The sequence below is a fragment of the Thalassospira sp. A3_1 genome (assembly GCF_017744215.1).
GTDB lineage: Bacteria > Pseudomonadota > Alphaproteobacteria > Rhodospirillales > Thalassospiraceae > Thalassospira > Thalassospira lucentensis_A.
The window spans coordinates 432586-457768 of record NZ_JAGHQQ010000003.1 but is presented as its reverse complement, the minus strand read 5'-3'; the positions used below and the strand labels follow the sequence as shown (position 1 = coordinate 457768).

The following is a 25183-nucleotide window of genomic DNA, read 5'->3' as shown; positions in this document are numbered from 1 at the left end:
CGCGCCAACGGTGCGCCGCTTTTTCTTTGTACAGTGATAAAACCCGCAGCGGATCAAAAGACCATGTTGGAGAAGACATACAGCCCGGCCGACGTTGAAGGCAGACTTTACGATAAATGGGAAAAATCGGGGGCGTTTGCTGCCGATCCGGCATCGAATGCCAATCCCTATGTCATTATGATGCCGCCGCCCAACGTGACCGGCAGCCTCCATATGGGGCATGCGCTGACCTTTACGCTGCAGGATATCCTGGTGCGCTATAACCGGATGTCGGGCAAAGACACCCTGTGGCAGCCCGGTACTGACCACGCGGGTATCGCAACGCAGATGGTTGTTGAGCGCCAGCTGGGCGAACAGAACGTCACGCGCCATGACCTTGGCCGCGAAAAGTTCGTCGAAAAAGTCTGGGAATGGAAAGAAAAGTCAGGTGGGACCATCACCAACCAGCTTCGTCGTTTGGGCGCATCGCCGGATTGGCCGCGTGAACGTTTCACCATGGATGATGGCCTCTCGGCTGCCGTGCGCAAGGTGTTCGTGACCCTGCACAAACAGGGCCTGATCTATCGCGACAAGCGTCTGGTCAACTGGGATCCAAAACTTCTGACCGCGATTTCCGATCTTGAAGTCGTTCAGAAAGAAGTCAAAGGCCACTATTGGCACTTTAAATATCCGATCGAGGGCAAAGAAGGCCAGTTCATCACTGTTGCCACCACCCGCCCGGAAACCATGCTGGGCGATACCGGTGTTGCGGTTCATCCGGATGATGAACGTTACAAGGACCTGATCGGGCAATATTGCATTCTGCCGATCGTCGGTCGCCGCATCAGAATCGTTGCCGATGAATATGCCGATCCTGAAAAAGGGTCGGGTGCGGTTAAAATCACCCCGGCACATGATTTCAACGACTTTGAAGTTGGCAAGCGCAATGATCTCGAAAAGATCAACATCATGGATGACCATGCGCGCATCAATGATGAAGCGCCAAATGAATATCGTGGTCTTGATCGTTTCAAGGCACGCGAACTGATCGTTGCCAAAATGGAAGAGCTCGGTCTTCTGGAGAAGATCGAGGATACCGTTCACATGGTTCCGTATGGCGACCGTTCAAACGTCGTGATCGAGCCTTACCTGACCGATCAGTGGTTCGTGAATGCTGAAGTTCTTGCCAAACCGGCGACCGAGGCAGTTGAAGACGGCCGTATCAAGTTTGTGCCCAAGAGCTGGGAGAACACTTATTTTGAATGGATGCGCAACATTCAGCCTTGGTGCATTTCGCGCCAGCTGTGGTGGGGCCATCGCATTCCGGCATGGTTCGGTCCGGACGGTGAAATCTTTGTCGAGGAAACCGAAGAAGAAGCTCTGGCTGCTGCCAAGGCGCATTTCGGCAAGGATGTTGAACTGACCCAGGAAACCGACGTTCTTGATACATGGTTCTCGTCGGCATTGTGGCCGTTCTCGACCCTTGGCTGGCCGGATAAAACCCCGGAGCTGAACAAATACTATCCGGGCGATGTGCTGGTTACCGGTTTTGACATCATCTTCTTCTGGGTTGCCCGCATGATCATGATGGGCATGCATTTCATGGACGGTAAAGTTCCGTTCAAGGATGTCTATATCCATGCACTGGTCCGTGATGAACACGGTCAGAAGATGTCGAAATCCAAGGGTAACGTGATTGATCCACTGGAGCTCATTGACGAATATGGCTGTGATGCTCTGCGTCTGACCCTGACGGCACTGGCTGCACAGGGGCGCGATATCAAACTTGCCGCGTCCCGCGTCGAAGGGTACCGGAACTTTGCGACCAAGCTTTGGAATGCGGCCCGCTTTGCGGAAATGAACGAATGCAAACCGGTTGACGGTTTCACTCCTGCCAATGTCAATTCGACACTGGCACGCTGGATTGTTGGCAAAACTGCCGAGGCTGCCAAAACCGTTGCTTTGGGTATCGAAAGCTATCGTTTCAATGATGCCGCAAACGGTGCGTATCAGTTCGTTTGGGGGACTTTCTGCGACTGGTATCTGGAACTGGCAAAGCCGGTTCTGATGGGCCAGGACGAAGAAGCAAAGGCCGAAATTCGCGCGGTGACTGCATGGGTTCTGGATCAGATTCTTCTGATCCTGCATCCGGTCATGCCTTACATCACAGAAGAACTTTGGGAAAAGTCTGCCGACAATCGTGCAACACTTCTGATGTCGCAGGCTTATCCGAAATTCGACGATGCGCTGATCGACCGGGTCGCCGAAGATGAAATCGATCTTGCCATCCGGCTGATCGGTAACATCCGTGGTGTTCGTTCTGAAATGAACGTACCGCCTGCGGCCGAAGTACCGATCTATCTGGTCGATGCGTCTGATGCCATGAAGGCTGCGGTGACTGCACAGGAAGCTCAGGTTAAACGTCTGGCACGTTTGGCCGCGGTTGAATTCAAGGGGCAGGGCGATGTCGAAACCATAGCCAAAGGGGCAATCCAGACCGTTGTTGATGGTGTGACCGTATTTGTTTCGGTTGCCGATTTCATTGATGTTGCGGCTGAAAAATCCCGCCTTGAAAAGGAAATCGACGGCAAAACCAAATATATCAAGGGGCAGGAAGGCAAGCTTTCCAACGAAAGTTTTGTGAGCCGCGCACCTGAACATATTGTCGCGACCGAAAAAGCCAAGCTTGAAGATGCCCGCGATACCCTTACCAAACTGCAGGAAGCACACGCCCGCATCGCGGCAATGTAATTCCGGTTGATGTCATTACGTCAAAGGGCCAGTCCATCGGATTGGCCCTTTTGCATTGCCCGGATCAATATCTTTGACCGATTTTTGAAATTCATCCTCGCCAGAATGCCAGAATCGCATAAATTGGCGACCACCCCGTCACTCCACGATCCGATGCGAAATTGTCCGGACCACAGGTCGAAACCGTAAAATGCTGATTGAAGAATGCCCCTATATCGAACCGCTTGACGCTTATGGCGCTTTTGCCGGGTTCGCAGACAGTCATTTTCTTGATTCTGGTGACCGGGACCGCTTTGCTTATGTCGTTGCATCTCCGCTCCATAAACTGACGGCCAAGAACGGGCAGGTGGTGCTTGACGGTTTTCCTGTTCCCGGTGATCCCTTCGCGGTTTTTGCCGATCTGATGGCGCGGTATCGTATGGAAGCAGCTCCGGATTTGCCGCCGTTTCAAGGCGGGGCTGTCGGTTATTTCGGATATGAGCTTGCGCAACAGCTCGAATCGCTTCCCGAAGCCCCGCAAGACTGGCTCAATATGCCCGATATGGCGGTTGGTATTTATGATCTGGTCATCGCATTTGATCAGCTTGATCGCCGCATGTGGCTTATTTCGACAGGAATTCCCGAAACATCCGCGCAGGCACGGGAAAATCGCGCTGCGGATCGCATGGAATTGATTCGCAAATACCTGCGTTTGGCACGCCCCATGGGCGAGATTCCCGATGCACCGCATGTGCCCGATATAATGCCGTGGCAATCAAACTTTGACTGCACCGGCTACGAAAAGGCAGTTCAGACCGTTGTCGACTACATTCATGCCGGAGATATTTTTCAGGCCAATCTGTCGCAAAGCTTCCGGGCCGAATATGCCCATGATGCTGTCCCGAAACGGTTTGACCTTTATCGTCGTCTAAGTCTTGCCAGCCCGGCACCTTTCGGGGCTTTCCTGAATTTTGGCGAGGTCGCGGTTTTGTCAAACTCGCCAGAACGGTTTCTGAAGGTCACCAACGGCCATGTTGAAACCAGACCGATCAAGGGTACCCGACCACGTGGCAACATGCCTGTCGAAGATGCTGAACTGGCACAGGAATTAATGTTATCTGCAAAGGATCGTGCAGAAAACATTATGATTGTTGATCTTTTGCGTAATGACTTATCAAAAGTCTGCAGGCCGCACACAGTTGAAACGCCACAGATTTGCATGCTTGAAAGCTATGCCAACGTCCATCATCTGGTTTCGACCGTCACCGGTGAATTGCAGGATGGCAAGACTGCCGTGGATTTGCTGGCCGCATGCTTCCCGGGTGGATCTATCACGGGGGCACCGAAAATCCGTGCGATGGAAATCATCACCGAACTTGAAGGATCAACACGCGGCGCCTATTGCGGGGCAATCGGCTTCATTGGCTTTGATGGCAGTATGGATACCAACATTGCGATCCGCAGTATTTGCGTGAACCAAGTGCGAATGGCATTCAATGTCGGTGGCGGTATCGTTGCCGATAGTATCCCGGCTGGGGAATATGATGAAACGCTGGTCAAGGCTGCCAAGATTTTCGAAGCGCTGGGGATTAATCCCGATGGATTAAAATCTCACTGAACCAAACCTAAGCTAGGTTTTCGCCATTTTTACTCCTCTGTCAGGAGGATTGCGGCCGCGGTCACAATGAGGTTGCTGCTAGACATAATTAAGAACATAATGAGAACAAATCAGGCCGGACGAGAATACTTATACCGGTTTCCAACTCCGGCGATGGTTCGTCTGCACGGTAAAAAGTGCTGTATTAGCCAGCGTATTCTCGGAACGTTTTCGTGTTTACAGGCCTTTATATTCTAGCAATCAGGGGGAAGATAATATGCCGTACACTAATTCCGCTGCCTCAAACCTCAATCATGGGTTTGCTGTTGCCATCAATATCGTGGCCAAAGAAGGTAAGGGTGATGCCATAGCCGAGATTCTACGGGGGCTGATTGAACCGACAATGGCGGAAGAAGGTGTGAAATTCTTTGTGCCATATCGTTCTCCAACTGATCCCTTGTCATTCTTTGTTTATGAGCTCTATGTCGACGAGGCCGGATGGGAAGCGCATAACAATGCACCTCACTTCCTGGACGTTGTTAATGAACTGGTTGCTCTGGCTGCCCATCGTCAGCGGATCCCATTCGTTCCTTTTGCCTAACGCAGATAACCCGCTGCGGGATATATAGAATTAATCCCGATGAGATGTAAGATTACCACGCTTAAACAATGCTTTGAACATCATTATAGGTGGATTGGATCGAAATGATCCTGTTGATTGACAACTACGATTCCTTTGTTTTCAATCTGGCGCGCTATTTCGTGGAACTTGGCCAGCAGGTTGAAGTCGTGCGCAATGACCGGATTGACGTTGAGGAAGTTCGCCGGTTGAACCCGGATGCTGTTGTCTTTTCCCCCGGTCCCTGCGGCCCGGATCAGGCGGGAAACAGTATTGATCTGATTACTGCGTTGGCGGGCGAGTATCCGATGCTGGGCGTCTGTTTGGGGCATCAATCCATCGCGCAAGTGTTTGGCGGCACCGTCAAGCGTGCTAACCGTCCGGTTCACGGGATGACATCGGCGATTACACATGATGGATCGGCACTTTTCAACGGCATCAAATCCCCGTTGACGGTGACGCGGTACCATTCGCTGATTGTTGATCTGCCGGTGGATGGCTCTTTGGTGCAGACCGCCACAGGTCCAAACGGCGAAATAATGGCCTTTGCCCATCGGGACTTGCCGATCTTTGGCGTTCAGTTCCATCCGGAAGCCGTCCTTACCGAGCAGGGGCATGATCTGCTAGCGAACTTTCTAACTATTGCCGGGGCAGCCGTTCAGCGAAAGGTTGCGTCGTGATGAAAGTCTGGCTTAACGGCAATATCATTGATCAGGCGGATGCGCATATTGCGGTTACGGATCGCGGGTTGCTGTTGGGGGATGGTTTTTTTGAGACCATGCGGTCACACAGGGGCGGGGTCGCATGGCTTGACCGACATCATGAACGCCTTGAAAGCCACGCGGAATTAATCGGGCTTGCCCCGGATCTGCTGCCAAATATTTCCGAGATCGCGGATGCTGTTCGTCTACTTTGTGCTGAAATTGACGGGGAAGGTGCCGTTATTCGCCTGACCGTTACGCGAGGTAGCGGTCCGCGCGGCTTGTTGCCGCCCGTGGAATGCCATCCAACAGTTTTGATGACGGCGGCCCCATTTTCTAGGCCGGCACACGATAACGGTTTGGTCCTAGCGACATCAAAACAGGTGCGGCGCAATCCGTGGTCCGTTGCAAACCGGATCAAAAGCCTGAATTATATGGATAATATTGCCGCACGTCGTGAAGCTGCTGCTTGCGGTGCGGAAGAGGCAATTGTCCTTTCGGTCGACGGTTCTGTTGCGGAAACGACAATTGCCAATCTGTTCGGTGTTCGCGATGGTGCATTTTACACGCCACCTGCCGATAGTGGTATTCTTCCCGGACTGGCCCGGCAATTCGTCATTGATTGGTGTAACGGTCTTGGCGTTGTTCTGCATGAGACATCTATTCTTCCAAATGAACTGTCATCCATGGAATCAGTTTTTGTCTGTAATGCCTTGCAAGGAATACGATTTGTTCGGTCGATTGATGACGTTGCGATCAAGTCTGATCTGATCAAAACAGATATTCTTATGCAATTGGCAGGGGATATCGAAAAATCCCTATGCCTTGGTATAGATGTTTAGCTAAAATTAACTTCAATAAGGCATGTTCATCCCCCACGCCTTTGGACGGGAATGCATATGACCGCGTCTTCAACAAAATCTGAACTCAGCCTCGCAAGGTTTGTCGAAAGCCTTCGCAAATATGCGGCGAACGGTAAAAGGCCGATTGTTGGTCTTCTTGATATTCCGGTATCCTTACGCCTTGAGCCGCAGGACTATCAGGATATTTCACGCGACGCATTCCATCATCTTCCAGAAAAGACACAGGAATACCGCCTTGAAAACGGGATGGTCGTTTTTATCAGGTTGGTCAAAGCGTTCGGCGATGTTGATACATTCATCACCAGTGTTAACGAAACGCTAAAGGATGTTATCAGTCGTCAGGGGCTGGGTGATTTGCCCGTTAAACTTTGGCATGAATTGCGCTGGCCAGAGGATCGTAATACCCTTTACAATCTGCTTGATCTGCCCGAAGAAAACCATTTCGCAAACGAAAACCTGCAACGTTTTGACATGGCTGAAATGCTGCGCGGGGCGGTCACGGAGGAAGCGGTTTTTGACTCCTGTCGTCGTCAGGCGATCCTCGAGTTCCATGACAGTCGCCGCGAAATTCTTGGTCATGAGCTATATTGTTCGCTGGATTATCTGCGCCAGCATCATCTGGCCAGTTTTCTGCTTGAGGGCCCTGGTGAAGTCGAAATTCTATCGCGGGTTCTTGACGAAAAGGTGATGGATATCACCAAAGGTCTGGCGCCGCAGATGCTACCAGATACCTTGCATCTGAATATGATGGTGCAGACGATATTCAGCGATCGCTTTGCCGAGTTTCTTGGGTCGGAGGACAGCCGGTTCGCCGAAAACCTGTCGATCGAGATATCACTTGAAAACGCGATTGCTGATTGGTGGGAATTTGAAGATGCCTGCAAATTGTTGCATTCTGCGGGGGTCCGGGTCGGACTTGATCGCATTACCCTGCCATCACTCGAATTCCTTTCCCCGCGCAAGATCAATGTCGATTTTATCAAAGTCATATGGGATCAAAACATCATAGGATCGAAACGGGCGGAGGCAACAGACCGTCTGCGCGAGTTTGCGTCCATTTTTGCAGATCGCAATCTGATCCTGACCAGGTGCGACAGCCGTACGGCATTGCGTATGGGCCGAAGCCTTGGTGTGGATGCCTTCCAGGGCAGTTACATTGATGCGCTTCTGGGCAAGTATCTTAACAAGGAATGCAAATCGCGGGGTACAACGTCAGACCGCAAATGTGCGGTTTGCCAATGGGCGCCGCGCGAATTACGCAAAAACGGGTGTGATTTTCATTTCAAGGCCGGAAAAATCCTGGCAGAGATTTGACGTGCGCAAATCTTTTGCCGGCAACAAAGTGTTTCCTGGAATGTTGCGTTAACAGGTTTGACAACTATCTTTTCATTTTCTAAAGTGCGGATGCCTGATCAAAGATGATCAGGCATGTCGTTGAAACACGGCGCTTATTCTCAGGGCAGGGTGAAATTCCTGACCGGCGGTAATTCTGATTTCAGGAAAGCCCGCGAGCGCCTGCCAAAGCAATTTGGCGGGGTCAGCAGATCCGGTGTAACTCCGGAGCCGACGGTAACAGTCCGGATGGGAGAGGATAAAGCGTGACGGATAACGGGGGAACCCGTTGTCGTCTGCCTATGACTGACGTGCGGCGTTGACGTACGTTCAGGCCTTTCTTTTGATGCCTTGATTCGTAAGCTCCTTAAACGGAGAACCGTTATGAATCAGAGTGTTCATCAGGAACCGGAACTTTCGATCTTTGGCAACCCGATTACGCGTATGGAACGTGCGCTTTCGGATTTGCGCAATGGCAAGGGGGTTCTGGTCGTCGATGATGAAGATCGCGAAAACGAAGGCGATCTTATTTTTTCCGCAGAAAATCTGACCAATGAACAGATGGCGATGCTGATCCGCGATTGCAGCGGGATCGTCTGCCTATGCCTGACAGATGAAATGGCAACGGCACTTGATCTGTCGCCGATGGTTGCCAACAACACATCGAGCATGGGAACCGGCTTTACCGTTTCGATTGAGGCCAAGGTCGGTGTTACCACCGGTGTTTCGGCTGCTGATCGCGTGACCACGGTCAAAACTGCGATTGCCGATGGGGCAAAACCGGATGATTTGGCTCGTCCGGGACATGTTTTCCCGTTGCGTGCGCGTGCAGGTGGCGTCCTGGAACGTCGTGGTCATACCGAGGGTACGGTTGATCTGATGCGTCTGGCGGGTTTCAAACCGGCTGGCGTGCTTTGTGAGGTGACCAATCCGGATGGCACGATGGCACGTTTGCCAGAACTGATTGCCTATGCGCAACAGCACGACATCGTCGTGATCAGCATTGAGGATATCGTTGCCTATCGCGGTGTTCTGCAGCAGGCCGCAGAATAGGGAAAAGCGGTCGTGGCTTTGTAAACGCAGAGGCGACCGGATTTTCGGCCATTTGCGTTCAAAGTAGCCAATCCGATTATAAATCAAAGAGGGCAGCAGATAGTCCTGCTGCCCTTTACATTTCATATTCGCTATCAAATCCCGGTTGATTCGGATTTTCGAATCATTCGTCGATCATGCACCAGACCGGGGTATGATCCGATGCCTTTTCCTTGGCGCGTGGGTCGCGATCAATATCCGATGCGCTAAGACGGTCGGCCGCCGCCGGGGTCAGCAGCAGGTGATCAATTCGAAGGCCGTTATCCTTGTTCCATGCCCCGGCGCGATAATCCCACCAGCTATATTGATGCCCCTGCGGATTGAAGGTCCGGAAGGCATCGGTGTAGCCCATATTCATCATGGTCCGCAGCTTATTACGCTCTACGGTTGAGCAGAGAACGGTTTCATGCAGTTTGATCGGATCGTAAACATCAGAATCATCGGGCGCGATATTGTAATCGCCGCCCATGACCGCCGCATCACCACTTTCGCGGATTTTCTCAAAGCGTTTGATCAGGCGGTCCAGGAAATTCAGTTTGTATTCGAATTTCTCCGATCCGACCTCGCTTCCCATCGGGACATAAATCGAAGCCACGCGAATCGGGCGATGAGCGGCTATAACGGCTTCGATATAGCGGGCCTGTTCGTCACCATCATTGCCCGGAAGGCCACGTTCAATATCCTCAATGGGGAACTTTGATAGGATCGCGACCCCGTTATAGGTTTTCTGGCCATGAAGGGCGATGTTATAGCCGAGATCCTCGATTTCCATGGCCGGGAAACCTTCATCGACGGTTTTTGTTTCCTGAAGCAGGACAACATCGGGCTTTGCGTCACCAAGCCATTCAAGGATGTTGGGCAGACGGGCCTTGATCGAGTTGACGTTCCAGGTGGCGATTTTCATAAGGGCCTCGGTGTTCGGGATGAATTTTGCGGCTTTATGCGCAAGCAAAAACGGGGTTCGTAAAACACGAACCCCGTTTTATAAATCGTTTTTCCGATGCGGATCAAATCGAGAAACTGGATCCGCAACCGCATGATGACGTTGCGTTCGGATTATTCACACGAAAGGCCGCACCGACCAGTTCGCGAACAAAGTCGATTTCCGCGCCGCCGAGCAGGTCGAGCGACACGTCATCAATCACCATTTTCGCACCGTGGTTTTCGAAAATGTGGTCTTCTTCGGTCTTGTCGGAATCGAGCGAGAATTCATACTGAAAACCGCTGCATCCGCCGCCCGAGACCTGAAGGCGCAACATCATGTCCGACTTGCCGTCGCTGGCAATCAGTTCCTGGATGCGTTTTGCCGCACTTTCTGTCATCTGGACCTGCCGGGCAGTTTCCGTCATTCGACACTCCTTGATGTGCTATCCCGCGATATTCCATTTAGCGGACCATCCACGGGCAACCCAACGGGTATATTGACGATCATGGTGCCAACTTTAGCACAGCCTGATCGTGTTCCTTAAGGCTCTATTTAGCGTGCATGGCAGAAATGTCAAAACCTGTGATCAGGGCAACCAAGCGGTTGCTTGCGTTTTGATGCGAAATGTCCCAAAACAGCCACATCAAAATGGTCGTGATGGACCATGAACGAAATTTGCAAAGACCAAAAGTGATGAATGTTTTCAGCCTGTTGAAAAGCGACATCGAGAACCAGATTCTCGCCCTTGAAAAAGACGGCGTTCTGCCTGCTGGCAGCGATACAGCACGTATCACGGTCGAGCCGCCGCGTGATGCCGCACATGGCGATGCCGCGACCAATGCCGCGATGCTGCTTTCCAAGGCTGCGGGAATGAAGCCGCGTGATTTGGCCGAAAAGCTTGCTGAAAAGCTCGGCTCGCTTGACCATATCGAACAGGTCGAGATCGCCGGACCCGGTTTCATCAATCTGCGCATGGCCGATGATTTCTGGCTGTCTCAGATCATTGAAGTGCTTGAAAACGGCAATACCTATGGCAACAGCAATCTTGGTGCAAACACCAAGATGAATGTCGAATATGTGTCGGCCAACCCGACCGGTCCGATGCATGTCGGCCATTGTCGTGGGGCGGTTGTCGGTGATGTTCTGGCAAATCTTCTGGCCAAGGCCGGTTATGATGTGACTAAGGAATATTACATCAACGATGCGGGTGCACAGGTTGATGTTCTGGCGCGTTCCCTGCATCTGCGTTACCGCGAAGCGCTTGGCGAAACCATCGATGAAATCCCGGCAGGTCTTTATCCGGGTGATTATCTGGTCGCGCCGGGCAAAAAGCTTGCGGCCCGTGATGGTGATAAATGGGTCGATGCCCCTGAAGCAGACTGGTTGGAAGAATTCCGCGGTTTTGCCATTGTCGAGATGATGGCACTGATCAAGGAAGACTTGCGTCTTCTGGGCGTTGATCATGATGTCTTTACGTCCGAAGCAGGACTGGTTGCCGCAGGCAAGGTACAGGCCGCGTTCGAACATCTTGAGAAGAAGGGCGACATTTATGTCGGCGTTCTGGAACCGCCAAAAGGCAAAACCCCCGATGATTGGGAGCCGCGCCCGCAGACCCTGTTCCGGGCGACCGAATTTGGCGATGATGTTGATCGCCCGCTGAAAAAGTCGGATGGCAGTTGGACCTATTTCGCGTCTGACATTGCCTATCACTTCGATAAATACGAACGTGGTTTTAACCACATGATCGATATTTTCGGTGCCGATCATGGCGGTTACGTCAAACGCATGAAGGCAGCGACCAAGGCGATTACGGGCGGCGAGGGCGACCTTGATGTCAAGCTGTGCCAATTGGTCAGCCTGTTTGACAATGGTGAGCCGGTCAAAATGTCAAAACGTGCCGGGACATTTGTGACCCTGCGTGATGTTGTCGAGCGCGTCGGCAAGGATGTAGTGCGTTTCATCATGCTGACACGTAAAAACGACGCGACACTTGATTTCGATTTCGCCAAGGTCACCGAACAGTCCAAGGACAACCCGGTCTTTTACGTTCAATATGCCCATGCACGTGTCAATTCGGTGTTCCGTCAGGCGCGTGAAGCGTTCCCAAATCAGGATTTCTCGGATCCGGCGCTGGTCGGGGCTGATCTGTCGGCCTTGGCGTCGGAAGACGAAAAGATGCTGGTGCGTCGAATGGCGGAATGGCCGCGTATCGTTGAACAGGCTGCCGTCGCTCACGAACCGCACCGTATCGCATTCTTCCTGAGCGAAATTGCTGCCGAATTCCATGCATTATGGAACAAGGGGCGCGATAACACGGCACTGCGCTTTATCGTTGCCGATGATCTTGCGGTGACGCAGGCGCGCCTTGCTATGATCCGTGCCGCCGCACTGGTGATTGCGTCGGGGCTTGATGTACTGGGCGTTGCCCCGGTCGAGGAGATGTAATCACGATGAACGAAGAACAGGGTTTCGGCCTTCGTGCGGAGCAACGTCACCAGGAGGCAGGCAGAAAAGCCCCTGGTGGGGGCTTGGCAAAAGGGGTTGGAACCATCGTTCTTGGTCTTGTGATTGTTGTTGGTGGTTTGGGTGGTGCGGGTTACTGGTTCTATAATCAGGGGCAACCGGCACAGGAAGAAGGCAAGTTGCCGATCCTTTTGCCCGATCCGCTACCGATCAAGTTGCGGCCTGATGATCCCGGCGGAATGGAAGTTCCGCACCGGGATACGACAATTTACGAGCAGCTAGACAGTAGCCAGCCCGAGGATCAGGTCGTTCTTCAGGAATTGCCGGATATGCCGAAGGCCCCCGATGTCATGCCATCCCTTGATAGTGCTGAAGCCCCCGCCGTGATCGAACAGACGCCAGAGGCAGAAATTGTTGCCGGTGCCGTGTCAAATGGTTCGAATGGGGATGATAATGCGGCTGCGACAGCACCGGCCGGGATGACGACAGCTGCCCCAAGTGACGCAGAAAAGGCGATTGCCGCCGCCAAAGCCAGAGAGCAGGACGCCCAACCGGATGTCTCCAGTACAGGCAGCGTATCGGAACAGGATTTCCGCATTCAATTAGCGTCGGTTCGCGATACATCAGGTGCCGAAGCGGAATGGAAAAGATTATCGTCGAAAAACAAGGACTTGATTGGTAGTCTTCAGATGTATCTGAAACGTGCAGACCTTGGTGACAAGGGCGTGTTTTATCGGCTGCAGGCCGGTCCGCTGTCAGATGCTGCTGCGGCTGAAACGCTTTGTGGTAAATTAAAACAACGCAATGTGGGGTGCCTGATTGTCCGGCCTTGAGGTAAGAAAACCGCGCGCCTGTATTCTTGGTGTTGAAGGTACAGAGTTAAGCAATTGGGAGAAGGGCTTTTTTCGCGAAGCCGATCCTTATGGCTTTATCCTGTTTGCTCGTAATATCAAGGATCAGAAGCAGGTCAGGGCACTGAACAATCAACTGCGCGAGGTTGTCGGCAATATCAATGTGCCGATTTTCGTTGATCAGGAAGGCGGACGCGTCATGCGTCTGAAACCGCCGCACTGGCGCAAAATTCCGGCGGCCGGTGTGTTTGGCCAATTATTTGAAACCGCACCTGAAGATGCACGTGAAGCCGCCTATATCAATGCGCGCCTGATGGCCGTCGACCTGCGTGATGCCGGGTTTAATATCACCTGTGCACCGGTGCTTGATATCCGTTTTCCTGGCATGAGTGACGTGGTTGGCGATCGTTCCTATGGGGCGAGGGTCGAACAGATTGTACCGCTGGCAAGCGCGGTTGCAGCCGGATTGTTTGACGGCGGCATCGCGCCGGTCATCAAGCATATTCCTGGCCATGGCCGCGCGTCGGTTGACAGCCATAAGGATTTGCCGATCGTGACGGCATCCCGCGAAGAACTGAGCTGCCTTGATTTCGAACCCTTCCGTCAGATGAAGGATGTGGTCGCGGCGATGTCTGCGCATTTGCTGTTTACCGCGATAGATGATCAGCGTCCGGGCACCGTATCGGCCAAGGTCATTTCCGAAATTGTCCGCGGTGATATCGGGTTTGAAAATCTTCTGATCAGTGATGATCTGTCGATGGAAGCCCTTGGTGGTTCGATTGCCAGCCGGACCCATGAATGCCTTGCCGCAGGCTGTGATATCGCGCTTCATTGCAATGGCAAACGCACGGAAATGGAAGAAGTCGTCTCGATGGCTCCGAAACTTGCCGGCGAGGCGCTGACACGTTCGCAATTGCTGAGCAATCAGATTGCCGGTTTTAACGTTGCGCAGCCATCTTCGGCGCAGATTGCCGACTGGCAGGCCCGACTGGATGAGTTGTTGTCACCGGTCTGGTCGGCCGAGGTTTAAGCGCAGAGGAAGCTCAATACGTGAACGACATTATCGAGATTATCATTTCCGCGTCCACGTGGGTTTTGCCCGTATTACTGGCAGTGACGCTGCACGAGGCGGCACACGGCTTTGCCGCCAAGCTGTTTGGTGACGATACGGCACAGCGCGCCGGTCGGCTTAGCCTGAACCCGATCCGCCACATTGATCCGGTGGGGACGGTTCTGATCCCCGGTTTGCTGTTATTGACCGGTGCACCGTTCCTGTTTGGCTATGCCAAGCCGGTGCCGGTTGCGTTCCATCGTCTGCATCCACAGCGTCTTGGCGTGATCGGAGTTGCGATTGCAGGACCGGCAACCAATGTTTTGCTGGCGATTGTATCGATCCTATTGCTGGTCGGGCTGCCGTCCTTTTCACCGGCGGTTAATGACTGGCTGGCAACAACATTGCAGCAGTCGATCTGGCTGAACTGCATCCTTGCGGTGTTTAACATGCTGCCAATCCCGCCGCTGGATGGTGGGCGCGTTTTGACGGCGATATCGCCGATACCCATCGCGCGGGTCTTGGCGCGTATGGAAAAAACCGGCATGATCCTTTTGATCGCGCTGATTTTCCTACTGCCTTATGTCACGGGGCTTCTTGGCGTCGATCTGCCGATTTTCCATTGGCTGGTGATTGAACCGGCATCGGCACTTGTTGATTTTCTGGCCGGTATTTTTGCCTGATAACAGGCAGACGGTCCGGGGGGATTATGGCCAAACAGTTCGAGCTCGATATTCCGGATGAGATATTTGACCAGGCGCCCGTTGATGATGGGCCAAGCCTTGCCGAACGCCTTATGCTGGATCTGGACGGGTTTGAGGGGCCGCTTGACCTTTTGCTGGAGCTGGCACGTGATCAGAAGGTCGATATCATCCGGATTTCGATCCTTGAACTGGCCGAACAGTATCTGAATTTCATCAATACCGCGCGTGAATTGCGGCTGGAACTGGCTGCGGACTATCTGGTGATGGCCGCTTGGTTGGCATATCTGAAATCGCGACTGCTGCTACCAAAACAGGACAGCGACGAGGAAGAACTTAGTGCCGAGGAAATGGCCGAACTTCTGGCGTTTCAGCTGAAACGTCTGGAAGCGATGAAAGCGGCCGGTGAAAAACTGCTGGAGCGGCCCAATCTGGGTCGGGATTTCTTTGGTCGCGGTGATCCGGAAGAAGTCCGGGTCACGACGGCGTCGGTTTACGATGCGTCGCTTTATGACCTGTTGAAAGCCTATGCGCAGATTATGCTGACATCTGAATCCAAGACATTGGAGATCGAGGCATTTGATCTTTATGCCATGGATGATGCGATTCGGCGGTTGCGTGATTTGTTCGGGCGTCGCGTGGTGCCAACCTGGACCAAGCTTTTGGAATTTATGCCCCACGGACTTGGTACGCCGTTAAAGGCACGGTCAGCATTGGCAGCGCATTTTGTCGCCAGCCTTGAAATGTGCCGCGATGGCGAGTTGGAAATCTCGCAGGAGCAGGTATTTGGCCCGATCATGTTGAGATCACCGCAAAAAAGACGCGATCCCGAATTGGACATCACATCCGGCGATTACAGCGATATGGACAAGCTCGGAGTCAAATCCGGGGCAGGGATGGATAATAATGGCGACTGAGACAGTAACCGACCCGCAGTTTGAAATCGACGGTATCGAACATGGTCCGCAAATCGATTTTCAGCATCTTCGAATTGTTGAAGCTGTGCTGTTTGCATCTGCCGAACCGGTCAGTGAACGGGTTCTTGCCGCGCGTTTGCCCGAAGGTTCGGATGTTTCCGTTTTGCTCAAAGAATTACAGGCAAATTATTCAGAACGCGGAATAAATTTGAACCGCGTTGGCGAGAAATGGGCGTTTCGCACAGCGGCCGACCTTGCGGGTGATCTGCATATCGAGGTCGAAAAAGCCAAGAAGATGACGCGTGCGACGCTGGAAACGCTGGCGATCATTGCCTATCACGAACCGGTCACGCGTTCCGAGATTGAAGAAATCCGGGGTGTTGCCCTGTCCAAGGGGACGCTTGATATCCTGCTGGAAGCGAAATGGATACGGCCACGCGGGCGTAAACGCGTGCCGGGACGTCCGGTTCTTTGGGCAACGACGGATGATTTTCTTGATCACTTCGGGCTTGAACATCGCGACGATCTGCCGGGGCTTGCTGATTTGAAGGCCGCAGGATTGCTTGATAGCCGTCCGGGTATGGGGCGGTATGGGGCCAGTTCCGACGAGGAAGCATTGCCCGATCTGGTTGACGATGGCGAGGTCACGGATGCTGTTGTCGAGGAAGCCCTTACGACCCGCAATCTGGCCGATCTCGATGAAACCATCTATAGCGACAATCCCAATCTGGAAGAAGAATACGACGCAGAGAACCGTTAAAGAGGCTCTTTGGCCATCTTTTATCAAGCTTCTTTGATCCGGCTTCTTGCATGCACTGTTCGGTAGGATTAAATCTGGGAAAGATTTTGCAACTTATTTGCAGGGTTTCCCGGCAAGAGAATAAAGAGAGATCTGATGCCAGACGGCTTGAGAATGTCAAATGTAAGCCATGATTTTGGCAGCACCCAGGTTCTCAAAGATATCAATTTTGATGTTGCTCCAGGTGAACTCGTTTGCCTTCTGGGGCCGTCGGGCTGCGGCAAGACAACGGCTTTGCGCATTGCGGCCGGACTGGAAAAGCTTCAGCAGGGTAGCGTTTCCATCAATGACCAGCTGGTCGCGCGACCGGGTGAATATCTTGAGCCGGAGAAGCGCGGTGTTGGCATGGTGTTTCAGGATTACGCCCTGTTTCCGCATTTAAGCGTTGCAAAGAATATCGGGTTCGGCCTGCGATCCCAAAATGATGTGGAACGCAAAGAGGCGGTCGAACGCGCGCTTCGGCAGGTTGGCATGGCCGACTATTACAATGCCTATCCGCATGAATTGTCTGGTGGGCAGCAGCAGCGCATTGCCCTTGCCCGGGCACTGGCGCCGACCCCGCGTGTGATGCTTCTGGATGAACCGTTTTCGGGGCTCGACGTTGCGCGCCGTGCAGAACTGCGCGATACCACATTGCATGTTTTGAAAAATGCCGGGATCGCGACGATCATGGTGACCCATGATCCCGAAGAAGCGATGTATATGGCGGATCGAATCATCGTGATGAATGAAGGGCAGGTGATGCAGGATGGCACACCCGAAAACCTTTATTTCAGTCCGCAGAACCGTTTTGTTGCGTCCTTCTTTGGCGAGGTGAACCGTTTTTCCGGAACAGTGCAAAGCGGTGTTATTGCAACGCCGCTTGGCAAAGTGTCCCATGATGCATTTGCCGATGGCACCAAGGTCGAAGTGCTTGTCCGGCCTGAAGGGTTGCATGTTGGCGAGGCGATGAATGGGCATGACGTTTTGGCCCGTGTCGATGCGGTGCGTTCGCTTGGCGAAATAAGCCTGATGCATTTATCTTTGCATGAAGGCGGCCATGTTCATGCCCGTGTGCCTCGTAGACTTTCGTTAGTAAATCAGGGTTCAGTCGCTATTACGCTTGATCCTGACATGACCTTTGTGTTTCCTATGAATTAGGCTGGTTTCAAACGTGAAATCGGCATGATGAGACTAAGAAACAAACTTACAGATTCGTAGCAGTGCGCGGTATATTCACAATCGTTGCATTGCACAGTGGGGGGCTTTCTGCCATTATCCGGGCATTATCGCCGTATGGCAGATAGGATCTTTGGAGATAGAAGTTATGGGTATCGGCGTTTGGCAAATCGTTCTGATTCTGGCGATTGTCCTAATCATCTTTGGTGCCGGCAAGCTGCCGAAAGTCATGGGTGACATGGGTAAAGGGATCAAGAGCTTCAAAGCAGGCATCAACGAAAAAGACGAAGACAGCGCTGCTTCGGCCAAAACCATCGAAAACAACACGTCTGCTTCGGTTTCTGCCGAAAGCAAAGACAAGGATTCCGTGAAATCCTGATCGTCTGTCGGATTTCCTTCAGATAGGCGTGTTCCATGTTTGATATCGGCTGGACCGAAATGGCACTTGTGGCCGTCGTCGCGTTGTTCGTCGTCGGCCCCAAGGATTTGCCCCATGTGCTGTACAAGCTTGCCGGGTACTGGAAGAAAGTACGCGGTATGGCGCGCGAATTTCAGGGCGGCATTGATAATCTGATTCGTGAAGCCGAACTTGATGATCTGCGCAAGCAGGTCACGGATGCGCGTTCGAGCACATCGGACTTCATTGAAAACAAGATTGCCGAACCGAAAGCCGCCCCCAAACCGGCGGATAAACCGGCAGGCAAGACCGATAGCAAAACGGAAACCAATACCACAGCGCCGAAGCCCGATGCCGCTGCATCGACGAAACCTGCTGCTGCGGATAAGAAGACTGATCATCCGGAGAGCCAGGCGTGAACATGCAGTCGCATGACAAGCAGATGCCCATTATGGAGCACCTGATCGAGCTTCGGAATCGTCTGACCTGGGCGGTTCTGGCTCTCTTTATCACTTTCGGTATTTGCTATTACTTCGTCGAGGATATTTACGGCTTCCTTGTCCGGCCTTTGGCCGACGTTATGGGGCCGGACCGGCGCATGATCTATACCGCGTTAACCGAGGTATTCTTCACTTATGTGAAGGTCTCGTTTTTTGCGGCCTGCTTTGTTTCGGCACCAGTATTTCTTGGGCAGTTATGGGCATTTGTCGCACCGGGACTTTACAAGAATGAACGTTCGGCATTCATGCCGTTCCTGTTTGCAACGCCGATACTGTTCTTGGCTGGCGGGGCGCTGGTTTATTACCTGATCATGCCGCTGGCCTGGAAATTCTTCCTCAGCTTTGAAAGTGCGGGCGGGGCAGCGGGGCTTGCCATTCAGCTTGAAGCAAAGGTTGGCGAATATCTTTCGCTTGTTATGAAGCTGATTTTCGCTTTTGGCCTGTGTTTCCAGTTGCCGGTGTTGCTGACCCTGATGGCGCGTGCCGGGATCGTGACCGCAGAATCACTTGCCAAGCGGCGGAAATATGCGGTTGTGATCGCGTTCGTTTTTGCTGCGGTCCTGACGCCACCGGATCTGATTTCTCAGGTTGGTTTGGCTATTCCGATTATCATCCTGTACGAAATTTCCATCGTGATGGCACGGATATCGGAACGTAAACGAGCAAAGCGCGAAAAGGAAGAAGACGCCGAGCTTGACGGTGACGAAGAAGATACTGAAAGCAGCAAAGACGACGTCGATTCCCAGGGTTCGGCTGCTGCGGCCGCAGATTATGGCGACGGAAAACCGGACGACAAGAGCGACTTCAAGGCTCTTTCCGGTTCTGCGTCAAAGTCTGGTACGCCTTCGTCATCCCGATCCTCGGGCTCTGTGAAAGGCGACGATGACGAGGATGATTTCAACAGTGCGCGCTGATTGAATTATGCGGTTCTCGAAAGACCGATCTGACGGGGTGGACCAAGCGTCCACCCCGTCGTATAAAAGCCCGAATAATTGCCCGAATAGTTGAAGAATAAGGTGCCGTTTCATGCACGACATTAAATGGATTCGTGACAATCCCGAGGCCTTTGACGCGGCGATGACTGCGCGCAAGGTCGAAATGACCGCCCAGCGTCTGATCGATATCGATGCAGACCGTCGTCGTCTGATGACCGAACATCAGGAAATGCTGGCGCGCCGCAAATCCATTTCCGGTGAAATCGGCAAACTGCGCCAAAGTGGCGGCAATGCCGACGATCTGATGGCCGAGATGGGCACGCTCAAAGACCGGATCAGGGATGCCGAGGACGGGCAGGCGGGCCTTAACGAGCAGCTTGATCTTTTGCTGTCGTCGCTGCCAAACGTTATGGATGCCGACGTACCCGCAGGCGAAAACGAAGATGACAATGTTGAAGTGCGCAAATGGGGAACGCCCGACAGTTTTGACTTTCAGCCGCTTGAGCATTTCGATATTGGCGAAAAGCTTGGCATGATGGATTTTGAAACCGCAGCCAAACTCTCGGGATCGCGTTTCGTTATTCTGCGTGGTGGTCTTGCCAAACTTGAACGTGCACTTGGCCAGTTCATGTTGGACCTTCATGTGAACGAACATGGCTATGAAGAAACCATCACGCCGATGCTGGTGCGTGACGATGCGATGTTTGGCACCGGTCAGCTACCGAAATTTGCCGAGGATTCGTTTAGAACCACCAATGATATGTGGCTGATCCCGACATCCGAAGTAACGCTTACCAATCAGGTGGCGGGCGAGATTATCGACGAAGCTGCATTGCCGCTGCGTTATACCGCACTGACCCAGTGTTTTCGGTCGGAAGCCGGTTCGGCGGGGCGTGATACGCGCGGCATGATCCGCCAGCACCAGTTTTCAAAGGTTGAAATGGTGTCGGTTGTGGCCGCCGAGAAATCTAACGAGGAACTTGACCGTAAAACCCGCTGTGCGGAAACGGTTCTGGAACGTCTTGGGCTTCCATACCGGACGGTGGTTCTGTGTTCGGGGGATATCGGTTTTGCCTCGCGCAAGACCTTTGATATCGAGGTCTGGCTTCCGGGTCAGGGCAAATATCGCGAGATTTCGTCCTGCTCGAACACAGGTGATTTCCAGGCACGCCGCATGAATGCACGTTATCGTGCAGCAGGTGACAAGAAAACCAGCTTTGTTCACACCCTGAACGGGTCGGGACTTGCTGTTGGCCGTTGCCTGATTGCGGTGATGGAAAACTATCAGCAGGCTGATGGCTCGATCCGCGTTCCTGACGCATTGAGGCCTTATATGGGCGGTGTCGAGGTTATTTCTCCGCGCGGATAGGGGACCGATATGGTCGATCTGAAAAATGCCCGCATCCTGATCAGCAATGATGACGGGATTGATGCGCCGGGGATCAGGCTGCTGGAAAAGCTTGCCTGTTCGCTTTCCGACGATGTCTGGGTTGTTGCACCAACAACCGAGCAAAGTGGGGCAGGACATTCGCTTACCCTGCGTCATCCGTTACGGATCCGAAAACGTGACGAGCGGCATTTTTCAGTCGACGGGACACCGACTGATTGCGTTCTGCTTGCTCTGCAGCAGATCATGCGCGACAGTCCGCCTGATATTGTTTTATCGGGAATCAACCGAGGCGGTAACCTTGGCGAGGATGTGACCTATTCCGGGACCGTCGCTGCTGCGATGGAAGCAACCTTGCTGAATGTGCCGGCGATTGCGTTTTCGCAATATTTCTCGGGCAATCTGATCGACTGGTCGGTGGCTGAAAAGCACCTTTTGTCAGTGGCTGAAACCCTTATTCACACGACCTGGCCCAAGGGGGTCTTGATTAATGTGAATTTCCCGGAAACCGAACGCAAAGGCGGAGCCCGGATCGAGGTTTCCAGACAGGGGCAGCGCAAGATTGGCGATCATATTGCCGAGCGCCTTGATCCGCGTGGCGAGCCTTATTATTGGATCGGAGCGATCAAGTCGGAATTGCCCAAGGATGAAAATGCGGACTTGCGGGTCATCGAGAGGGGCGATATTTCGGTAACTCCGATCAGTCTCGATTTTACCCATTACGAGACGCATGCAAAACTGACAAAGGCATTTCCGTGAACGAGCCTGTCATTGCCCGAGAAGCCGAAATCGAAAATCTGCTTGCGATCCTGCGCAATGACGGGATCCATGACGAAAGCGTTTTACGTGCTTTGGCCAGTATTCCGCGCGAAATTTTTGTGGCCGAGCCGTTTGTCAGCCGTGCATGGGAAAATGTCGCCCTTCCGATCAGCAAGGGGCAGACGATTTCTCAGCCCTATATCGTTGCCCTGATGACGCAGGCGCTTGAGCTTAACGATCGCATGAAGGTGCTTGAGGTCGGAACAGGGTCGGGATATCAGGCGGCGATCCTCGCCAAGCTGGCGCGCCGGGTTTATACACTTGAACGTCACAAGCCGCTCCTGCGTGAGGCCGAAGACAAATTCCGCGAGCTTGGCCTGCATACGATTTCGACGCTGCATGGCGATGGCGGGCTTGGCTGGAAGGCACAGGCGCCGTTTGATCGTATTATCGTTACGGCCGCAGCCCAGGACGTACCACCGGTTTTGGTCGATCAGTTGGCGATTGGCGGGATCATGGTCGTGCCGGTCGGTGAGGTATCCCACACCCAGTTGTTGCTACGTGTTCTGCGCACCCCTACAGGGATTGATGTGACCGAACTAATGCCAGTACGGTTTGTGCCGATGTTGCCGGGCACCGAAGAATTCTGAGCCGATTATTGCATCTGCTTACGGATTGTTAACGGCTGATCGCAGACAATCCTTTGCATGATGGAAAATAGTGTCAAACAGGCAGTTCGAAGAATACGGACGCTGGCGTTTGTCTGTGGGACAACGACGGTGCTCGGGGGCTGTTTGCTGAATTCCGTCCCTGTGCCGGTGGTTTACGGCGACGGTGCGACATACAGTCCGTACAGTATGCCGAAACTCAATAACGGCGAACGGGTCATTACCGTCGAGCCGGGCGATACTGTTTCTGCACTTGCCAGCCGTTACCGTACCGATTTTGGTCGGTTTACCGCGCGCAACAAGCTTGAACAGCCCTATGTGATATATCCGGGGCAGCGTCTTGTCCTGCCGCCTTGGGATCCATCCTATGACAGCAACAGCCAGACCGTAGTTGCCAGCCGTTCATCGTCAGGGACGGCAAGTTCGGCGCCGAGCAAGGCGGTTACGATTGGCGGAAAGCGCGAAGTTGTCAGCGTGCCAATAGGGACGCCAGAACCAACCGTTGCACCGGAACGCTCGACAACGGTGCAGATGGCCCGCGTGAGCCCGAACAATGGTGGCAGCATTCCGACACCAGGACTTAAGCCACAGGACTTTGCCGCACGCGCCGAACAGCGTTATGCATCGGTTAATACGTGGAAAACCGATACACGTGAAATGCCAACAACAACGCCGGTCGCTGGACAGGGCAGTGCGGTTCGTAAGAATGTGGTTATTGCCGAACCTGAAAACCGCAAAGGATTTGTCTGGCCGGTGCACGGGGATATCGTGCTGAAATACGGTGCCAGCGCGGGCGGACTTTACAATGACGGGATCAATATCAAGGCGGATCGCGGTACACCGATACTTGCAGCAGATAATGGTGTTGTCACCTATGTCGGCAACGAACTGCGCGGATTTGGCAATTTGATCCTTATCAAGCACGCCGATGATTATGTGACGGCCTATGCGCACACAGAAAACCCGATGGTGGCGCGCGGGGATATGGTTGAACGCGGTCAAAAGATTTCAAGTGTCGGCAGTACGGGGGCAGTCAATCAGCCGCAACTGCATTTTGAAATCCGGCGCGGACGCAAATCCGCCGACCCGATGAAATATCTGCCACAGATAATGGTATCACGGTAAAAGAAACGCCCGGAACCATGCAGTCCGGACGTTTCTTTTCCTAGGTGCGCTTAGGTCAGACAATATACTCAGCCAAGCCTTTTGCCCATTTCACCAGCAATTTCCTGAATGAACTGCCATGCCACGCGACCCGAACGGCTGCCACGTGTAACCGTCCATTCCTTGGCGCGTGCACGCAATTCTTCAACCGGCATATCCAGTCCGAACTCCTTGGCGTAACCTTCGATAATCTCGAAATAGACATCTTGCGAGATGTTGTGGAACCCAAGCCACAGGCCGAAACGGTCCGAAAGAGATACTTTTTCCTCGACGGCCTCAGAGGGATTGATCGCGGTTGAGCGTTCATTTTCGATCATATCGCGTGCCATCAGATGGCGGCGGTTCGAGGTCGCATAGAAAATCACATTGTTGGGGCGACCCTCAATTCCACCTTCAAGAACTGCTTTCAGGGATTTGTAGGATTCATCCTGCATATCGAATGAAAGATCGTCGCAAAACAGAACTGTCTTGCGCCCGCTTTCCTCCAGAATATGCAAAAGATGGGGTAGGGTCGGGATGTCTTCACGATGGATTTCGACCAGCGCCAGTGCACCGGCCCGTTCGGCATTGATCCTGGCATGCATTGCTTTGACGATCGAACTTTTACCTGTGCCACGCGCGCCCCAAAGCAGGGCATTGTTGGCCGGAAGGCCATCGGCGAACCGTTTGGTATTGTTATAAAGAATCGCCTTTTGCTGTTCGATTCCCTGCAAAAGACCGATTTCAATGCGGTTCACATTTCGGACCGGTTGCAAATAACCGATTTCTGCCTGCCAGACAAAAGCATCGGCAGCCGACAGATCGTTGGATTTGCGCGCGGGTGGGGCCATGCGTTCCAGTGCATCGGCAATGCGTTCCAGGGCAGGCAAAAGATTATCGAAATCGTTGGTCATCAAAGCCTCTTGAATATTTCTTTTTGTCGTGGTGGCGGCATATGCATGCAAAACGCTATCACAAGGCGAACTGGCAATAACAGTGCCATATGATGTAGCTTGCTTTCATTGACGTGAACAGAACCACAGAATACGGGATTAAACCGATAAAAATCCTGTTCTTCCTTGCGTTGACGTAGCACGCCGTTATATTCCGGCAGTTGATTTGTTTTGTTGTATGGGATTAGGAGTTCCTAATGTTGATTTCGCCGGCTTATGCGCAGGCCGCTGGTGGCGCAGGTGGTGCAGATATGCTTACCAGCTTCCTGCCGCTGATCCTGATTTTTGTCGTTTTTTATTTCCTGCTTATTCGTCCGCAGCAGAAAAAACAGAAAGAGCATAAAGCGATGCTCGCTGCTGTTCGTCGTGGTGACAAGATTGTCACTGCGGGTGGTCTGATCGGTACCGTTGCCAAGGTTATTGGCGATGACGAGCTTTCGGTCGAGATCGCCGAAGGCGTTAAGGTCAAGGTTGCACGCGGCATGGTTTCGACCGTTCTGTCGAAAACCGAGCCAGCCAAAGGCGACGACAAAGACGAAGACGACGCAAAAGAAGCTGAAGAGACCAAAAAAGACTGATCTCTTTGATGACTTGCAAGGCGGGGCAAAATGCTCCGCCTTCTTGTTTCCAGCCGGTGGCCTGCGGGGCGAACAGCACCCGATG

The 25183-nt window shown here is 52.9% G+C and carries 25 protein-coding genes and 1 riboswitch; of the genes, 22 read left to right on the top strand and 3 right to left on the bottom strand.

The features are described from left to right. Positions 1-63 precede the first annotated feature (63 nt). The 7 genes from J7395_RS15580 (at position 64) to ribB (ending at position 8874) form a co-directional block, all read left to right on the top strand. Entirely contained in the window at positions 64-2730 is a 2667-nt protein-coding gene (locus J7395_RS15580) for a valine--tRNA ligase (RefSeq protein WP_209222234.1), read from the top strand. Between the two features lie 190 nt (positions 2731-2920). Beyond that, a complete protein-coding gene (gene pabB, locus J7395_RS15575) occupies positions 2921-4327 on the top strand; it encodes an aminodeoxychorismate synthase component I (RefSeq protein ID WP_209222226.1) in 1407 nt (468 codons plus the stop codon). Positions 4328-4583: 256 nt separating this feature from the next. Continuing rightward, complete coding sequence (locus tag J7395_RS15570) at positions 4584-4907, top strand: putative quinol monooxygenase (RefSeq protein WP_209222224.1); 324 nt, start codon at positions 4584-4586, stop codon at positions 4905-4907. Positions 4908-5011: 104 nt separating this feature from the next. After that, positions 5012-5605 carry an aminodeoxychorismate/anthranilate synthase component II gene (locus tag J7395_RS15565; protein WP_209222215.1) on the top strand — a complete coding sequence of 198 codons (594 nt, stop codon included), beginning with the start codon at positions 5012-5014 and terminating at the stop codon, positions 5603-5605. Continuing rightward, positions 5605-6468 (top strand): aminotransferase class IV, encoded by an 864-nt coding sequence (locus tag J7395_RS15560; RefSeq protein WP_247742201.1) that lies wholly within the window; start codon positions 5605-5607, stop codon positions 6466-6468. Before J7395_RS15565 ends, J7395_RS15560 begins: the two co-directional genes overlap by 1 nt. A gap of 57 nt (positions 6469-6525) precedes the next feature. Next, positions 6526-7803 carry an EAL domain-containing protein gene (locus tag J7395_RS15555; RefSeq protein ID WP_209222206.1) on the top strand — a complete coding sequence of 426 codons (1278 nt, stop codon included), beginning with the start codon at positions 6526-6528 and terminating at the stop codon, positions 7801-7803. Between the two features lie 132 nt (positions 7804-7935). Next, a riboswitch (FMN riboswitch) is annotated at positions 7936-8086 on the top strand. 119 nt (positions 8087-8205) lie between these two features. Continuing rightward, positions 8206-8874, top strand: coding sequence for a 3,4-dihydroxy-2-butanone-4-phosphate synthase (gene ribB, locus J7395_RS15550; protein ID WP_209222204.1), 669 nt, complete (start codon positions 8206-8208; stop codon positions 8872-8874). Positions 8875-9037: 163 nt separating this feature from the next. On the opposite strand, the gene xth is transcribed toward ribB, so the two are convergent. Beyond that, positions 9038-9817: an exodeoxyribonuclease III gene (gene xth / locus J7395_RS15545; protein WP_209222202.1), complete on the bottom strand. Its 780-nt coding sequence runs from the start codon at positions 9815-9817 to the stop codon at positions 9038-9040. A 103-nt stretch (positions 9818-9920) separates the two neighbouring features. Further along, entirely contained in the window at positions 9921-10262 is a 342-nt protein-coding gene (erpA, locus tag J7395_RS15540) for an iron-sulfur cluster insertion protein ErpA (RefSeq protein WP_062948968.1), read from the bottom strand. A 269-nt stretch (positions 10263-10531) separates the two neighbouring features. Here erpA and argS point away from each other — a divergent pair, with 269 nt between their 5' ends. The 14 genes from argS to J7395_RS15470 all read left to right on the top strand — a co-directional run bounded on the left by argS (position 10532) and on the right by J7395_RS15470 (position 23549). Then, on the top strand, positions 10532-12283 hold the full coding sequence (argS, locus tag J7395_RS15535) for an arginine--tRNA ligase (RefSeq protein ID WP_209222200.1): 1752 nt from the start codon (positions 10532-10534) through the stop codon (positions 12281-12283). 5 nt (positions 12284-12288) lie between these two features. Then, positions 12289-13134, top strand: coding sequence for an SPOR domain-containing protein (locus J7395_RS15530; RefSeq protein WP_209222198.1), 846 nt, complete (start codon positions 12289-12291; stop codon positions 13132-13134). Further along, positions 13121-14182 carry a beta-N-acetylhexosaminidase gene (nagZ, locus tag J7395_RS15525; protein ID WP_209222197.1) on the top strand — a complete coding sequence of 354 codons (1062 nt, stop codon included), beginning with the start codon at positions 13121-13123 and terminating at the stop codon, positions 14180-14182. The genes J7395_RS15530 and nagZ overlap by 14 nt, the downstream gene beginning before the upstream one ends. Before the next feature lie 20 nt (positions 14183-14202). Continuing rightward, positions 14203-14886 (top strand): site-2 protease family protein, encoded by a 684-nt coding sequence (locus tag J7395_RS15520; RefSeq protein ID WP_209222194.1) that lies wholly within the window; start codon positions 14203-14205, stop codon positions 14884-14886. Positions 14887-14912: 26 nt separating this feature from the next. Continuing rightward, positions 14913-15821: a ScpA family protein gene (locus J7395_RS15515; RefSeq protein ID WP_062948960.1), complete on the top strand. Its 909-nt coding sequence runs from the start codon at positions 14913-14915 to the stop codon at positions 15819-15821. Further along, on the top strand, positions 15811-16581 hold the full coding sequence (gene scpB / locus J7395_RS15510; RefSeq protein WP_062948958.1) for an SMC-Scp complex subunit ScpB: 771 nt from the start codon (positions 15811-15813) through the stop codon (positions 16579-16581). Before J7395_RS15515 ends, scpB begins: the two co-directional genes overlap by 11 nt. A 153-nt stretch (positions 16582-16734) precedes the next feature. Next, the gene (locus J7395_RS15505) at positions 16735-17760 is read left to right on the top strand and encodes an ABC transporter ATP-binding protein (RefSeq protein WP_247742200.1); all 1026 of its coding nucleotides are present in this window, start codon (positions 16735-16737) and stop codon (positions 17758-17760) included. 166 nt (positions 17761-17926) lie between these two features. Further along, positions 17927-18157: a twin-arginine translocase TatA/TatE family subunit gene (gene tatA, locus J7395_RS15500; protein WP_007089633.1), complete on the top strand. Its 231-nt coding sequence runs from the start codon at positions 17927-17929 to the stop codon at positions 18155-18157. 35 nt (positions 18158-18192) lie between these two features. After that, on the top strand, positions 18193-18594 hold the full coding sequence (tatB, locus tag J7395_RS15495) for a Sec-independent protein translocase protein TatB (protein WP_209222190.1): 402 nt from the start codon (positions 18193-18195) through the stop codon (positions 18592-18594). A 2-nt stretch (positions 18595-18596) separates the two neighbouring features. Continuing rightward, entirely contained in the window at positions 18597-19589 is a 993-nt protein-coding gene (gene tatC, locus J7395_RS15490) for a twin-arginine translocase subunit TatC (RefSeq protein WP_348541241.1), read from the top strand. 112 nt (positions 19590-19701) lie between these two features. Then, positions 19702-20979 (top strand): serine--tRNA ligase, encoded by a 1278-nt coding sequence (gene serS / locus J7395_RS15485; RefSeq protein WP_209222187.1) that lies wholly within the window; start codon positions 19702-19704, stop codon positions 20977-20979. Between the two features lie 9 nt (positions 20980-20988). Then, on the top strand, positions 20989-21756 hold the full coding sequence (surE, locus tag J7395_RS15480; protein ID WP_114110204.1) for a 5'/3'-nucleotidase SurE: 768 nt from the start codon (positions 20989-20991) through the stop codon (positions 21754-21756). Then, positions 21753-22406 (top strand): protein-L-isoaspartate(D-aspartate) O-methyltransferase, encoded by a 654-nt coding sequence (locus tag J7395_RS15475; RefSeq protein WP_062948946.1) that lies wholly within the window; start codon positions 21753-21755, stop codon positions 22404-22406. The genes surE and J7395_RS15475 overlap by 4 nt, the downstream gene beginning before the upstream one ends. Positions 22407-22550: 144 nt before the next feature. Continuing rightward, positions 22551-23549: a peptidoglycan DD-metalloendopeptidase family protein gene (locus J7395_RS15470; RefSeq protein WP_247742199.1), complete on the top strand. Its 999-nt coding sequence runs from the start codon at positions 22551-22553 to the stop codon at positions 23547-23549. A 68-nt stretch (positions 23550-23617) separates the two neighbouring features. Here the strand turns inward: J7395_RS15470 and J7395_RS15465 are convergent, their stop codons facing one another. Next, positions 23618-24481: an ATP-binding protein gene (locus tag J7395_RS15465; RefSeq protein ID WP_114110203.1), complete on the bottom strand. Its 864-nt coding sequence runs from the start codon at positions 24479-24481 to the stop codon at positions 23618-23620. Positions 24482-24717: 236 nt separating this feature from the next. On the opposite strand from J7395_RS15465, the gene yajC reads away from it, so the two are divergent. After that, a complete protein-coding gene (gene yajC / locus J7395_RS15460; RefSeq protein ID WP_062948940.1) occupies positions 24718-25098 on the top strand; it encodes a preprotein translocase subunit YajC in 381 nt (126 codons plus the stop codon). Positions 25099-25183 lie beyond the last annotated feature (85 nt).

Coding starts and splice junctions, on each gene's coding strand:
- J7395_RS15560 (WP_247742201.1), top strand. CDS start 5,605: ATGAAAGTCTGGCTTAACGGCAATATCATTGATCAGGCGGATGCGCAT.
- serS (WP_209222187.1), top strand. CDS start 19,702: ATGCACGACATTAAATGGATTCGTGACAATCCCGAGGCCTTTGACGCG.
- tatB (WP_209222190.1), top strand. CDS start 18,193: ATGTTTGATATCGGCTGGACCGAAATGGCACTTGTGGCCGTCGTCGCG.
- yajC (WP_062948940.1), top strand. CDS start 24,718: ATGTTGATTTCGCCGGCTTATGCGCAGGCCGCTGGTGGCGCAGGTGGT.
- tatC (WP_348541241.1), top strand. CDS start 18,597: ATGCAGTCGCATGACAAGCAGATGCCCATTATGGAGCACCTGATCGAG.
- erpA (WP_062948968.1), bottom strand. CDS start 10,262: ATGACGGAAACTGCCCGGCAGGTCCAGATGACAGAAAGTGCGGCAAAA.
- J7395_RS15465 (WP_114110203.1), bottom strand. CDS start 24,481: ATGACCAACGATTTCGATAATCTTTTGCCTGCCCTGGAACGCATTGCC.
- pabB (WP_209222226.1), top strand. CDS start 2,921: ATGCTGATTGAAGAATGCCCCTATATCGAACCGCTTGACGCTTATGGC.
- J7395_RS15555 (WP_209222206.1), top strand. CDS start 6,526: ATGACCGCGTCTTCAACAAAATCTGAACTCAGCCTCGCAAGGTTTGTC.
- J7395_RS15530 (WP_209222198.1), top strand. CDS start 12,289: ATGAACGAAGAACAGGGTTTCGGCCTTCGTGCGGAGCAACGTCACCAG.
- ribB (WP_209222204.1), top strand. CDS start 8,206: ATGAATCAGAGTGTTCATCAGGAACCGGAACTTTCGATCTTTGGCAAC.
- J7395_RS15570 (WP_209222224.1), top strand. CDS start 4,584: ATGCCGTACACTAATTCCGCTGCCTCAAACCTCAATCATGGGTTTGCT.
- J7395_RS15580 (WP_209222234.1), top strand. CDS start 64: ATGTTGGAGAAGACATACAGCCCGGCCGACGTTGAAGGCAGACTTTAC.
- argS (WP_209222200.1), top strand. CDS start 10,532: ATGAATGTTTTCAGCCTGTTGAAAAGCGACATCGAGAACCAGATTCTC.
- xth (WP_209222202.1), bottom strand. CDS start 9,817: ATGAAAATCGCCACCTGGAACGTCAACTCGATCAAGGCCCGTCTGCCC.
- scpB (WP_062948958.1), top strand. CDS start 15,811: ATGGCGACTGAGACAGTAACCGACCCGCAGTTTGAAATCGACGGTATC.
- surE (WP_114110204.1), top strand. CDS start 20,989: ATGGTCGATCTGAAAAATGCCCGCATCCTGATCAGCAATGATGACGGG.
- J7395_RS15565 (WP_209222215.1), top strand. CDS start 5,012: ATGATCCTGTTGATTGACAACTACGATTCCTTTGTTTTCAATCTGGCG.
- J7395_RS15505 (WP_247742200.1), top strand. CDS start 16,735: ATGTCAAATGTAAGCCATGATTTTGGCAGCACCCAGGTTCTCAAAGAT.
- J7395_RS15515 (WP_062948960.1), top strand. CDS start 14,913: ATGGCCAAACAGTTCGAGCTCGATATTCCGGATGAGATATTTGACCAG.
- tatA (WP_007089633.1), top strand. CDS start 17,927: ATGGGTATCGGCGTTTGGCAAATCGTTCTGATTCTGGCGATTGTCCTA.